At 73.6% G+C, this 12,582-nt stretch carries 10 protein-coding genes; 6 read left to right on the forward strand and 4 right to left on the reverse strand.

Annotated elements, in window-relative coordinates; genetic code table 11:
• Window positions 1–40 precede the first annotated feature (40 nt).
• The 3 genes from ACH4U8_RS18070 to ACH4U8_RS18080 all read left to right on the forward strand — a co-directional run bounded on the left by ACH4U8_RS18070 (window position 41) and on the right by ACH4U8_RS18080 (window position 2,720).
• Window positions 41–799: a methyltransferase domain-containing protein gene (locus tag ACH4U8_RS18070; RefSeq protein ID WP_360305038.1), complete on the forward strand. Its 759-nt coding sequence runs from the start codon at window positions 41–43 to the stop codon at window positions 797–799.
• Between the two features lie 39 nt (window positions 800–838).
• A complete protein-coding gene (dinB, locus tag ACH4U8_RS18075) occupies window positions 839–2,047 on the forward strand; it encodes a DNA polymerase IV (protein ID WP_395778734.1) in 1,209 nt (402 codons plus the stop codon).
• A gap of 280 nt (window positions 2,048–2,327) precedes the next feature.
• Entirely contained in the window at window positions 2,328–2,720 is a 393-nt protein-coding gene (locus ACH4U8_RS18080) for a DUF3040 domain-containing protein (RefSeq protein WP_026218737.1), read from the forward strand.
• Between the two features lie 212 nt (window positions 2,721–2,932).
• On the opposite strand, the gene ACH4U8_RS18085 is transcribed toward ACH4U8_RS18080, so the two are convergent.
• From ACH4U8_RS18085 to ACH4U8_RS18100, 4 genes are all read right to left on the reverse strand, one after another.
• Window positions 2,933–5,365 carry a transglutaminaseTgpA domain-containing protein gene (locus ACH4U8_RS18085; RefSeq protein WP_395778736.1) on the reverse strand — a complete coding sequence of 811 codons (2,433 nt, stop codon included), beginning with the start codon at window positions 5,363–5,365 and terminating at the stop codon, window positions 2,933–2,935.
• A complete protein-coding gene (locus ACH4U8_RS18090; protein ID WP_395778738.1) occupies window positions 5,362–6,765 on the reverse strand; it encodes a DUF58 domain-containing protein in 1,404 nt (467 codons plus the stop codon). Before ACH4U8_RS18090 ends, ACH4U8_RS18085 begins: the two co-directional genes overlap by 4 nt.
• A 1-nt stretch (window position 6,766) precedes the next feature.
• Window positions 6,767–7,948 carry an AAA family ATPase gene (locus tag ACH4U8_RS18095; protein WP_360305046.1) on the reverse strand — a complete coding sequence of 394 codons (1,182 nt, stop codon included), beginning with the start codon at window positions 7,946–7,948 and terminating at the stop codon, window positions 6,767–6,769.
• Window positions 7,949–8,195: 247 nt separating this feature from the next.
• Window positions 8,196–8,720, reverse strand: a complete 525-nt coding sequence (locus ACH4U8_RS18100) for a carbonic anhydrase (protein ID WP_360305048.1) — start codon at window positions 8,718–8,720, stop codon at window positions 8,196–8,198.
• Window positions 8,721–9,069: 349 nt separating this feature from the next.
• On the opposite strand from ACH4U8_RS18100, the gene mraZ reads away from it, so the two are divergent.
• The 3 genes from mraZ to ACH4U8_RS18115 all read left to right on the forward strand — a co-directional run bounded on the left by mraZ (window position 9,070) and on the right by ACH4U8_RS18115 (window position 11,332).
• Entirely contained in the window at window positions 9,070–9,510 is a 441-nt protein-coding gene (mraZ, locus tag ACH4U8_RS18105; protein ID WP_360305050.1) for a division/cell wall cluster transcriptional repressor MraZ, read from the forward strand.
• 258 nt (window positions 9,511–9,768) lie between these two features.
• Window positions 9,769–10,722 carry a 16S rRNA (cytosine(1402)-N(4))-methyltransferase RsmH gene (gene rsmH / locus ACH4U8_RS18110; RefSeq protein ID WP_360305052.1) on the forward strand — a complete coding sequence of 318 codons (954 nt, stop codon included), beginning with the start codon at window positions 9,769–9,771 and terminating at the stop codon, window positions 10,720–10,722.
• A gap of 28 nt (window positions 10,723–10,750) precedes the next feature.
• Complete coding sequence (locus tag ACH4U8_RS18115; RefSeq protein WP_360305054.1) at window positions 10,751–11,332, forward strand: hypothetical protein; 582 nt, start codon at window positions 10,751–10,753, stop codon at window positions 11,330–11,332.
• Window positions 11,333–12,582 lie beyond the last annotated feature (1,250 nt).

The raw sequence follows: 12,582 nt of genomic DNA on the forward strand, positions 1-12,582 counted from the left end.
CCCTAAGGTGGAACCCGACCAGTTCCGGAGGAGGGTGTCCGTGTCCGACCAGACGCGCAGGCGCAGCTCGATGCGTACGGCCGTCGTGTGGCAGGTGCTGCGCGAGGCGTTGGACCGACGGGTCGAGGCGGCCGGGCGCGGCGTCCTGGACGTGCTCGACGCCGGCGGCGGCACCGGCAACCTCGCCGTGCCGATCGCCCGACTCGGCCACCGGGTCACCGTCGTCGACCCCAGCCCGGACGCGCTCGCCGCGTTCGAACGCCGGGCCGCCGAGGCCGGCGTCACCGACCTGGTCCGGGCCTACCAGGGCGACACGCACGGCCTGTTCGACGTGGTCGAACCGGACGCCGCCGACGTGGTGTTGTGCCACGGCGTGCTGGAGGTGGTCGACGACCCCGCGGCCGACCTCGCGCACATCGTCCGCGCCCTGCGCGCCGGCGGCACGCTCAGCCTGCTCGCGGCCAACCGCACCGGCGCGGTCCTGGCCCGCGCCCTGGCCGGACACTTCGACCAGGCCCGCGACCTGCTCGCCGACCCCGAGGGCCGATACGGCCCGGCCGATCCGCTGCCGCGCCGGTTCACCGTCGCCGACCTCACCGAACTGGTCGCCAAAACCGGCCTGGAGGCCGGCCCCGTGCACGCGATCCGGGTCTTCGCCGACCTGGTCCCGGGCGTCCTGGTCGACGACCCGGCCTCGTTCGACGCGCTCCTGGACCTGGAACGCGCCGCGGCCGAACAGCCGGAGTACCGCGCCCTGGCCACCCAACTGCACCTGTTGGCGAGCAAGCCGGCGGGCTGACCCGCACCCCGATCGCATCCTCGGTACGGGCGGTGCCGGATGAGCACCGCCCGATCCGCCCCGCCGGCGATCATGCACGTGGACATGGACGCCTTCTACGCGTCCGTCGAGATCCGCCGCAACCCCGAACTGCGCGACACCCCGCTGGTGGTGGCCGGCCAGGGCCCGCGCGGGGTGGTGCTCTCCGCCACCTACGACGTGCGCGCGCTGGGCGTACACGCCGGCCAGGCCACCTCCCGGGCCCGCCGGCTCGCCCCGCACGCGGTGTTCCTGTCACCGGACCACGACGACTACGGGCTGGTCTCCGGCGGCGTGATGGAGGTGCTCCGCTCGATCACCCCGCGGGTGGAGCCGCTGTCCCTGGACGAGGCGTTCCTGGACCTGGCCGGGGTCACCCGCCGACTCGGCCCGCCGGCGGCGATCGGCGAGAACATCCGCGCCCGGATCCTCGACGAGCAGGGCATCACCTGTTCGGTCGGCATCGCCGACAACAAGTTCACCGCCAAGCTGGCCGGCGCACTGGCCAAGCCGGACGGACTGAGCGTGATCCGTCCCGAGGAGGTGGTGGACTTCCTGCACCCGCTCCCGGTGGACCGGCTGTGGGGCGTCGGCGAACGCACCGGCGCGCTGCTGACCGATCTGGGCCTGACCACCATCGGTGATGTCGCGCACACCTCGGTCGAGACCCTGAGCCGCGCGCTCGGCCCGGCCGCGGGTCGCGGACTGCACGAACTCGCGTGGGGCCGGGACCGGCGTCCGGTGATCCCGTGGGAACCCGAACGCAGTATCGGCGCGGAGGAGACTTTTCCCACCGATGTGGACGACCCGGACGTGATCCGCCGCACCCTGCTCGACCTCGCCCACCGCACCGCGACCCGACTGCGCCGGGCGAAGGCGGCCGGGCGGACCGTCACGATCAAGATCCGATTCGCCGACTTCAGCACCATCACCCGGTCCAGGACCCTGCGCGAGGCCACCGACGTGGGCCACGAGATCTACGGCGTGGCCTGCCTGCTGCACGGCGCACTGGGCCTGGAACGGGCTCGACTGCGGCTGGTGGGCATCCGGGTGGAGGGCCTGGTCGGCGGCGCCTACCCGCGCCAACTGGCGCTCGGCGAACGGCTCCTGGGCCGGCGCGAGGCGGAGCGCGCGGCCGACGCGGTGCGCGGCCGGTTCGGCGACGCGGCGCTGACCTCGGCCACGCTGCTCACCCCCGGATCCGGCTCGCACGGGCGTTCCGGGCGCTGAGTCCGACCCCGCGGATCACGACCGGTACGCGGCTGTGACCCACGTGGCCCCGCCCCTCAGCGCGAACCCGCTCCGGCCGCATATCATCGAAGCCCTGACCGGGGGACATGAGCGTGCGCCGGACAGGGCAGGAGTGTCGACAGGGGCGGGGATCGATGTGGTGACCCATCATCTTGGAGCAGGCTTCGAGCCCGTGCCGAGGGTGGCTTTCACGACAGCGATTACCTGCCTATCCTGAAAGGGCCGCAAGGTCGCGTCGCGGCCGACGAAGGAGGACGCCGTGCCGCTCTCAGAGCACGAGCAGCGCATGCTTGAGCAGATGGAGCGAGCGCTCTACGCCGAAGATCCCAAATTCGCGACAGCGCTCGAAGCAGCCGGCATGCGCCGGCACACCCGGCGACGCACCGTCCAGGCAATCCTCGGATTCCTGCTCGGCATCGTCCTGTTGATGACCGGCATGATGGTCCAACAGATCTGGGTGAGCGTCATCGGCTTTCTGGCGATGCTCGGTGGGGCGCTCCTCGCGGTCACCGGCTGGCGCCGGGGACCCGCGACGGCCAACGCGGGCGAAGGCGGCGGCGCTCCCGGGCGCGCACCGCGCCGGCGCAAGGCCAAGGTGATGAACCGCATCGAGGACCGCTGGCGCCGTCGGCGCGAGGAAAACGGCGGCTGACCCTTCGGGTGATCCGGACGACGCGGCGGGGGAGACCCCGCCGCCGCCCGGCCGACGGGCGGACCCGGGGTCGAGACCCATCGACCCACCCGGGTGATTCGCTACGCACACAGCAAACGCCGCCGGCGGTGACTCCCGAGATCCTCGGGAGTCACCGCCGGCGGCGTTTTTCGTAGGTTTCGGGCGGCCGCTGCACCCCGGCCCCGCCGTACTCAGCCGACGTCGGCCGGCTTCACGGTGGGCCCGGGGCCGTCGCCGCGGCGACGGCGCGGTCGGAACCGCTCGACGAACGTGTACCGGCGCTCGGCCAGGCTCGGTCGACCCCGGCGGCGCAGCGACGACGGGAGCAGCGTGGCGCGCAGTCGCGCGCCGCGCCCGGCCCGTGCGAGCAGGCCCTTGCGGATCGCCCGTACATCCTCGCCCAGCCCGGCCTCCCGGGTCGGCGGGGTCTGCGCGTACAACAACCGCTCGGTGGCCAGTGCGACGCGCGGCAGCGCCTCGCGGGCCGCGAGCAGCGCGGCGGACTCGGGGTTCGCGGCGTCGTCCGCCGCCGCGGATCGCTCGGCGAGCACGAGCAACAACCGCTGCGCCGCCTGCCGCGGCGTCTCCCCGTCCGGTGCCGGATGGCCCAGGTCGCGGGCGGTGTCCAACACCTCGGCCCAGCCGCCGAGCACCGGCCCGGCACGATCACCGGGTTCGGTGTTCGCCCCGTCCGCCGCCACGTTTCGGGTCAGCGCGGCGAGTCGACGCCCCCTGACCCGGCCCCGGGCCAACATCGGCGCCGCCGCGAGCAGTACGACCAACAGGATCGCCGAGCCGATCAACAGCGCCCGGCCGGAGAACCAGGGCCCGTCCGAGGAACCGCCGGCGGTGACCGGCGCGGTGCTCGCGGACGCCGACGGCGTCGCGCTCTGCGAGCTCTGCGGCTGCTTCGTGGGCAGTTCGCCCGCGCTGCCCGGCGGCGCGGACGGCGCGACCGGCGCGACGTCCTGCTGGGCGTAGGAGGGCGAGTTGCCCCGCGAGGGGGTCGGCTCGAACCGGATCCAGCCCGCTCCGGCGAAGTACAGCTCCGGCCACGCGTGCGCGTCGTGGCTGCTGACCTTGTAGGTCAGATCGGTCTGCAGGGTGCCGGGGATGAAGCCGACCGCGACCCGGGCCGGGATGCCCAGCGTGCGGGCCATCACCGCCATCGCCGAGGAGAACTGTTCGCAGTAGCCGACCTTCTGCTCCAGGAAGTTCTCCAGCGCGGAGGCGCCGTTGCCCTGCGGGACCTTGGTGTCGTAGCGGAACTGGTTGGAGCGGGCGAACCACTCCTCCAGGTTGCGGGCCCGGTCGTAGGAGGTGCCGTTCCCGCCGATCTTGAGCGCCTGCTGACGGATCCGGTTCACCATGTCGGCCGGCAGCGGCAACGACACGTACGGCGCGAGCGAGGGCGGCGGCGGCCCGGCGGCCTTGAGCTGGGCCGGGGTCGGCTCGACGTCCAGGCTGGTCACCGTCCAGCCCAGCCCCCGGGTGTCCTGCTTGTTGTCGCCGAGCAGCAGCCGACCTTCGGGCTCGAACCGCCAACTGCCCTTCACCTGGACCTGCGACGCCGGGTAGGGCATCGGCAACGAGCCCTGCCGATATCCGTCGTTGGCCTCGATCCGGGTGGTCACCTCGGCGGTGCGCACCGCCGGGTCCAGTCCCGCGGGCTTGGGGAAGTCCTTGGGCACGTCGGTCAGTTGCCGTTCCGAGGGCTGCCAGGTGCGGCCGTCGAATCGGTCCAGGGAGGAGATCCGCAGGTAGATCGAGCCGGGGGTGGCCGCGTTGGTGCGGTAGCGCATCAGCTCGACGTTGTCCGCGCGGTTCAGTTCGTCGGAGAGCTTGACCACGGGGTTGATCGTGGTCAGGCGGTGCGACTGCGGTCCGTTGTCGGTCTTGTCGATCAGCCGGTTGGCGCTGAGCGGGATCAGCGCCGGGACGGCCACCGCCACCGCGAGCGCGGTCAGGCCGATCCGGCCGCCGCCGCGCGCGGGTGGGCGGTACTGGCGCGGCGCCGGATAGCCGGGCGGGGTCGGCGGGGTCAGTGGGCGACCCCAGCGCAACAACCGTTCCCGGCCCTCCGCGAGCAGCAGCAGCACGTAGGCCAGCGCCGCGATCAGGAAGATCGCCCAGCCCAGTCCGGACCGGGACAGCGCGGCCGGCACGCTGTAGAGGGCCAGCAACGGCAGGCCCGCGGGGGCCGCCTGGGCGTAGGTGACCGCGATCAGGTCCACGAGTACGGCCATGCCGCCCATCACCAGCAGCAGGATCGCGATGATCCCGGGCGAGGCCGGCGCGGGCGTGGTGAACTCGCGGATGTCCTGCCCGCCCACGCGCAGCAGTTGCACGAACGCGTCGATGCTGCTCGGGGTGGGGATCGGGCCGCTGGCGTCGGGCACGCAGACGAGCAGCAGATAGGGCACCAGCGCGGCGAGTTGGGTCAACCCCACGATCGGGCGGGGCACCCGGATGCGTCGGGCCCCCTCGCCGACCAGGGCGACCAGGAGGATCGCGCCCAGACCCTGGGCGATCCAGCCGCCCGCGTCGACCAGCGGGAGCAGCGAGGACGACGTCAGCGCGGTCGCGAGTCCCGCGACCAGGGCCAGGCGCAGCCGACCGGTCATGACCTTCCCCCTCCATCGACGGTGCCGCCCCCGACCGTGGGCGCCGCGCGCGGGCGCGGCGGCGGGGGCGAGGGGTTGCCGGCGCTCGCGGGCGCGACGGGAGCACTCGCCCGCGAGGTGCCGGCGAAGGACATCGAACCGGCCGCGGCGGGGTCGCCCACCCGACCGGCCGAGCGCCACAGCTCGGACAACCGCGAACCGGCCCGGGCGGACAACACCCGCCAGCCGGCCTGACGCAGCAGGGCCACCGCGCTGTCGTGCGGCAACGCGCCGGGTACCCGGCCCCACGTGCTCACGTCCAGGACGACCGCGACGCCGCGGCCGGATCGGTGCCGGGCCCGACCGAGCCGCTTGACGTCGTCCTCGGTCAGCGCGCCGAGCACGGCCACGGTCAGCCCGCCGCCGTTGGGATCACGCAGTGCGGGCTCGGCCTGGTCGAGTGCGGCCACCGGCACGGTCTCCACCACGGCCAGCGCGTCCAGCAGGAAGCCCTCCAGGTCGCCGGGCGCGGCCCGGATCCCCTCCAGGTCCCCGGCCAGGGCGTCGCCCTCGGCGTCGAGCAGCCGGGTGGTGTAGCCGCGACGGCACAGGTGCACGCCCACCGAGGCGGCGGCCGAGACGACCCATTCGAAGGACGAGGCCGGTCCCTCGCCCACGTGCGCGCCCGCGCGCGTGTCGATCATCACGGTGGCCCGGTTCTGCCACGCCTGTTCCTCGCGGCGCACCATGAGTTCGCCGCGGCGGGCGGTGGAGCGCCAGTGCACCCGGCGCACGTCGTCGCCGTGCCGGTACTCGCGCGGGACCACGTCCTCCTCGCCGGACGCGGACACGTTGCGGGCGTGGCTGTCGCCGTAGCCGGTCCACTCGCCGCCCAGGTCCACTGCGGGCAGCGGTTGTACCGCCGGGGTGACCACCAGGGTGTCCCGCGCGGCGAAGGATCGGGTCAGTTCGCACATCCCGAACGGGTCGGCCATCCGCAACCGCAGCGGCCCGACCGGGAAGCGCCCACGCAGGTCGGAGCGGACCCGGTAGGACACGTGCCGACTGCCGTGCGGCTCGATCCGGTCGAGCACGAACCGCGGTCGCGAGCCGAGCACGTAGGGCACGTGGTCCTCCAGCATCAGCAGGCCGGTGGGGATGCGCGAGACGTTGTCCACGCGCAGCCGTACCTGTGACTCGTGACCGGCCGCCACCCGGGGCGGTTCCAGCGCCCGGGCACTGGTGACCAGGTGCCGGGTGCGGGCGACGATCAGTACCGACACCAGAGGCAGCGCGGTGAGCAGGAAACCGACCCGCAACAGGTCGCGTTGGCCCAGGATCACCGCGCAGATGCTCGCGGCGACCCCCGCCGCGAGGAAGGACCGCCCCCGCGTCGTCAGGCCGGACAGGGCGGTACGCACGTCAGCGCGCCGCCCCGGAGCCCGTGCCGCCGAGGCGACCGTCGGACGGCACCGGCGCGTAGCCCTGGTGCGCGGTGGGTGCCTGTGTCGGGTACGGCCGGCCGCCGTTGTGCTGCGGGACGCCACCGGGGTAGGGCAGGTGCGCGGGCGGCGCGGGCGGGACCTGCACGGTCTGCGGGGCGCCGATCCGACCCTGGGCCGGCGGGAGCTGCCCGTTCGGCGAGCCGGGGACCGGGACCTGGCGGACGATGTCGGCGACGATCTGCTCGGGGGTGCGCCGGGCCATCTGCGCGTCGGCGGTCGGCAGCAGCCGGTGTGCGAGCACCGCGACGGCCAGCGCCTGCAGGTCGTCCGGGAGCACGTAGTCGCGGTTGTCCAGCGCCGCCGCCGCGCGGGAGGCGCGGACCAGGTGCAGGGTCGCCCGCGGCGAGGCGCCCAGGCGCAGTTCGGGGGAGCGGCGGGTGGCGTCGACCAGGTCGACCGCGTAGCGCGCGACGGCCGGGGACACGTGCACCCGGCGCACCGTGTCCGCGAGTCGGACCAGGTCCTCGGCGTCGGCCACCGGGCTCAGGTCGGTCAGCGGCGAGCCGGCGCTGTGGCCGCCGATCATCCGCAGTTCGGCGTCCGCCGCGGGGTAGCCCATCGAGACCCGGGCCATGAACCGGTCCCGTTGTGCCTCGGGGAGAGGATACGTTCCCTCCATCTCCACCGGGTTCTGCGTCGCGATCACCATGAACGGCGCCTGCAGTTCGTAGGTGGTGCCGTCGACGGTGACCTGACGCTCGGCCATGCACTCCAGGAGCGCGGACTGGGTCTTGGGCGAGGCCCGGTTGATCTCGTCGCCGACCACGATGTTCGCGAAGATCGCGCCGGGCTTGAACTCGAACTCGCGCTTCTCCTGGTCGAAGACGCTTACTCCGGTGATGTCGGAGGGAAGCAGGTCCGGGGTGAACTGCACCCGGCGCATCTCGCAATCGACCGAGCGCGCGAGGGCCTTCGCGAGCATCGTCTTGCCGACTCCCGGAACGTCCTCGACGAGCAGGTGGCCCTCGGCCAGCAATACGGTCAAGGCGAGGCGGACGACCTCGGGCTTGCCCTCGATCACGGTCTCCATGGCCCCGCGGATCCGATCGGTGGTGACCGTCAGATCCCCCAGACCGGCCTGATCGTTGAACGTCGACACCCGTGCCCCTCCCTGGAACCGCGTTGTGCACGCCCTGGGTAGGGCCACAGGCCGATTCTCCCGGTCGCGTGCGCTGCCGTCACCCCGTTGGCCGGCCCGGACGACGCACGATGCGACTCCGGAGGGTAGTCGACGCGCCGCAGGGACGATCCGGTCGGCAGAAAATGGCTCGGCCGAGACGGGACGGTCTCCTCGATAGTGCCGCGCCGAGCCGGAATTCGGGTCGGCAGGATCGGGGCGACGGACCCTAGGACTGTTCGGGAGCGTCTTCCGGTTGCACGTCCGGGAGGGGGAAAACCTCGCGCAACAGGCCGGTGGTGACGTCGTATACGAACCCGCGCACCGTGTTGTTGTGCAGCAGGAACGGTGACCTGCGCACCCGGTTCATCGACTGGCGCACGTCGCCGTCGAGATCGACGAACGCCTCGACCGCCCACTGCGGGCGCAGACCGGTGTCGGCCTCCAGTTCGCGGCGGAAGTCCTCGGTCACGGTGAGCATGCCGCACCGGGTGTGGTGGATCAGCACGACCTGTGTGGTGCCCAGGTGTCGCTGACTGATGGTCAGCGAACGCACCACGTCGTCGGTGACCACGCCGCCCGCGTTGCGGATCACGTGCGTGTCACCGAGTTCGAGTCCGAGCATCGCGTGCACGTCCAGGCGGGCGTCCATGCAGGTGACGACTGCGGTGTGTCGGACCGGCATCGCGGACATGCCGGGATCGCGGTACTTCTCCGCATAGTGGCGGTTGGCAGCGACAAGACGATCGACCATGGTCAGGACCGTACCGATCCCGGCCGTCTTTCGCCTCGTGGGGGGAGTCACACTGCCCGCGCGTCGAGGGTCTCGTCACCATTTCGGGTCTATGAGTGCCAATCCCGAAATGGGAGGTTCGTACCGGGAGCCCAATGCTGCGGAGGTGGAAACCCGCGCCCGATGTGGGGGAGTGGCGCGCGGGGGGCGCGCAATCGGGTGGTTCTCCCGACGTACCCCTTCTGACCTGGGCTTTTATCACGGATGGGAACAGAGTGACGCGCCCGAAAAGGGTTGACCGTGGGGTTTGGTGGAGTAGAGTGGCGGGAAATGGAGCTGAAAAGCTCCACGTGGCGGCCGGAGGTGCTCGGTGTTCCTGGGCACGTACGAGCCCCGGTTGGACGAAAAAGGCCGGCTGATCCTGCCGGCCCGGTTCCGGGACGAGCTGGCGGAGGGCCTTGTGATCACAAAGGGGCAGGAACGCTGCCTCTATGTGTGGCCCATCGCGGAGTTCACCCGGATCGCCGAACAATTGGGCCGCGCCCCGGTGACCTCGAAGGCCGCCCGGGACTACACGCGCGTCTTCTACGCGGGTGCCTCCGACGCGGTGCCGGACAAGCAGGGGCGGGTGCTGGTGCCGCAACCGCTGCGGGACTACGCCGGGCTCGACCGGGACAGCCGCGACTGCGTGGTGATCGGAACCAACACCCGGGTCGAGCTGTGGGCGGCGAAGACCTGGCACGACTACCTCGCGGAGCAGGAGCAGTCCTTCGCCGAACTGTCCGAGGAGGTGCTGCCCGGCCTGCTGTGACCGAGGCGGCGACGCCCGGTGCCGCGCACTCTCCCGCACCCCTCCCGAACGCGATCTCGACCGCGGCGCACCTGCGGCGAGGTCTCCACCCGCTCCGAGCTTTCTGGCACTCCTTCCCCGGTGCCAGAGGTCACTTCCCCAGACGAGCGGGCGGGGACCTGGCGGCATGTTCTCCCGGCACCTCGCGACCCAGCCTCTAGACTGCGGGTTTCCGCACGACGAAGGGCCCGGAGTGAACGCGACGATGGTGGAGGGGCCGTGACGGCGCCCGCCCACATTCCGGTCCTGCTGGAACGGTGCGTCGAACTGCTCGCCCCCGCGCTGCGCGCGCCCGGAGCGGTCGTGGTGGACGCGACGCTGGGGATGGGCGGGCACAGCGAAGCCCTGCTGACGGCCTTCCCCCAGGCACGGCTGATCGGCCTGGACCGCGACCCCGAGGCGCTGGAGCGCTCCGGCGCCCGGCTGGCGGGCTTCGGCGAACGAGCCACGCTGGTGCACGCGGTCTACGACGAACTGCCGCAGGTGCTCGACCGACTGGGCATCGAGCGGATCGACGGCATCCTGTTCGACCTCGGGGTCTCCTCGCTGCAACTGGACCGGGCCGATCGCGGCTTCGCCTACGCGCAGGACGCGCCGCTGGACATGCGGATGGACCCGACCGTGGGCATCACCGCGGCCGACATCCTCAACAGCTACACCGCCGGCGATCTGGCCCGGATCCTGCGCGACTTCGGCGAGGAGCGGTTCGCCCGCCGGGTCGCCGACGCGATCGTGCGCGAGCGGGAGAAGGAGCCGTTCACCAACAGCGCGCGGCTGGTCGACATCGTGCGCACCGCGATCCCGGCCGCCACGCGGCGCACCGGCGGCAACCCGTCCAAGCGCACGTTCCAGGCGCTGCGCATCGAGGTCAACGGCGAACTCGCGGTCCTGGAGCGCGCGTTGCCTGCGGCGGTGCGGGCGCTGGCGCTGCACGGGCGGATCGTGGTGATGTCCTACCACTCGCTGGAGGACCGGATGACCAAGCGGGTGCTCGCGGCCGGCGCCACCAGCAAGGCGCCGCCGGACCTGCCGGTGGTCCCGGAGGACCTGCAGCCCCGGCTGGAGTTGCTCACCCGCGGCTCGGAGAAGGCGAGCGAGCGGGAGAACGCGGACAACCCGCGCGCGGCCTCGGTGCGGCTGCGAGCGGCGGAACGGGTGCGGGAAGACCTGTGAATCGGGGCGGCGGACGGGGGAGCCGGGGATGAGCGGCGCGGCAAGGACGATGACCCGGATCCGGCTGGCCGCACACCAGGCCAAGGGTTCGACGCGCACCCCGTTCGTGGTGCTCGTGGTCGGCCTGCTCGGTGGTGGCCTGCTGTCCCTGCTGCTGCTCAACACCGCGCTCAACCAGGGCTCGTTCGAGTTGGGCCGGTTGCAAAAGCGCCAGGACCAGCTCACCGACGACCGGGAGGCGCTCCAGCGGGAGCTGGACGCCAAGGCCGCACCGGGCGACCTCGCGCGACGCGCCCAGGAACTGGGCCTGGTCCCGGGCGGCAGCCCGGTGTTCATCGATCCGGCGACCGGACGGGTGCTCGGCGTCCCGAAGCCGGCCACGTCCAAGCCGCCGCTGGTGCCCGAGACACCGGTTGCCCCGGTGTCGCCGGCGGCCCCCACGTCGCCCGCACCGCCGCCGGCGGCCGGTGGTGGGCCGGGGGCACCCGTGTCGGCCGGGCCGACCTCGGCCGGTGCCTCCGGCACGCCCGAGGCCACCGCGTCGGCTGCGCCGGCCGCCGAGGCGCCGGTCGCCTCGGCCGGCTCCACGACGCCGGAAGCGACCCGTTGACGGTGTTCGCCGCACCCCGGTTCGCCCACCCCGGCGACCGGCCCACCCGGCTCGACGGGTCGGCTCGGTGCCGGGCGCGCGGCCTTGCCCTTCCGGCTTTCCTCGACCATGTCGGACGAGGTGCGGGCCGCGGTCGGCGGTGGTGCGGCGGCGTCGAACCGCCGGGGGGTGCGCGTTTTCGGGTGGCCGGGTCCGGGTGGGGCCGCCGGTCGGTGGGCCTCGGGCGCGGGTGTGGTGTGTTCGGTGGGCGGGGTGGTCGGATGATCTCCCGTCCGGTGTGCGTGGTGTCGTCGGTTGCTCGGGTTCGGGTGCCGTCGCCGGTCGGCCGGTCGCCCGGTGGCGGGATCGGGCGACGTGGTGCGGCCGGGAACGGCGCCGCCCGCTCGTTCGCTCGTTGTACGTATGAGTCGCCGTGAGTGGCGTGCGGCCCAATTCAGGTGAAGGGACCTCGCGTTGACCGACGGACGCCGTGACCCCCGTGATCCGCGTGATCCCGACGAGCCGCGTTCGGCCGGCCGGGCCCGCCCGGAGCGTGGCGCCGACCCGGCCGCGTCCTCGGACCGCCGGCCCCGGCCGGCCGCCCGGCCGCGCCCGGCCGACGGCTCGGGTGCGCCGGACGGGCGACGCCCGCGTGCCGACCCGCCCGCGCCGCGTGGCGCGCGTCCGCGCGCGGGCGACGACGGGCGGGGCGAGTCCGGGGCGGGTCGGCCTCGGGCGGGTGCCGGGGGGCGGGGCGGTGCCGGTGTGGGTGGGCCCCGCGAAGGTGTCGGGGAGCCAGGCGAGTCCGGTGCCCGGGCCCCGCGTTCGGGTTCGCGTCGGCCCGGTGGCGAGGACGCGTCGTCGGCGCGCCGCGGTGGTCGGGCCGCCGACTCCGACGCGCCTCGGGCGGGCCGTTCGGGCGCCCGGGATGCCGGCGCGCGACCGGCTCGGCCGCGTGGCGGCGATGCGACAGAGGCGGGCGGGCGACCGGCTCGGCCGCGCTCGGGTGAGGTCGGGGCGGGTGGCGAGGGTTCGGCACGGTCGGGTGCCTCGGGTGGGCGGGAGGGCCGACCACGTGCGGGTGACGCGGCCTCCGGTGGGCGGTCGGCGCGCCCGGAGGGCGGCGAATCGGCCTCCGGTGGGCGGCCCGGTCGACCGCGGCCCGGCGCCGGTGCCTCGGGTGGGCTCTGGTCGCGGTTGCGGGCCGGGGACGCGGGCTCGGGTGGGCGTTCGGCCCGGCCCGGGGACGCGGGCTCGGGCTCGGGAGCGCG

Origin of the sequence: Embleya sp. NPDC020886, from assembly GCF_044333915.1 — a bacterium.
In the GTDB taxonomy this organism is placed as follows: Bacteria; Actinomycetota; Actinomycetes; order Streptomycetales; family Streptomycetaceae; genus Embleya.

Excerpts from the sequence above, each read along its gene's own strand:
- dinB (WP_395778734.1), top strand. The coding sequence starts at position 839 with ATGAGCACCGCCCGATCCGCCCCGCCGGCGATCATGCACGTGGACATG.
- ACH4U8_RS18085 (WP_395778736.1), bottom strand. The coding sequence starts at position 5,365 with ATGACCGGTCGGCTGCGCCTGGCCCTGGTCGCGGGACTCGCGACCGCG.
- ACH4U8_RS18100 (WP_360305048.1), bottom strand. The coding sequence starts at position 8,720 with ATGGTCGATCGTCTTGTCGCTGCCAACCGCCACTATGCGGAGAAGTAC.
- ACH4U8_RS18115 (WP_360305054.1), top strand. The coding sequence starts at position 10,751 with ATGAGCGGCGCGGCAAGGACGATGACCCGGATCCGGCTGGCCGCACAC.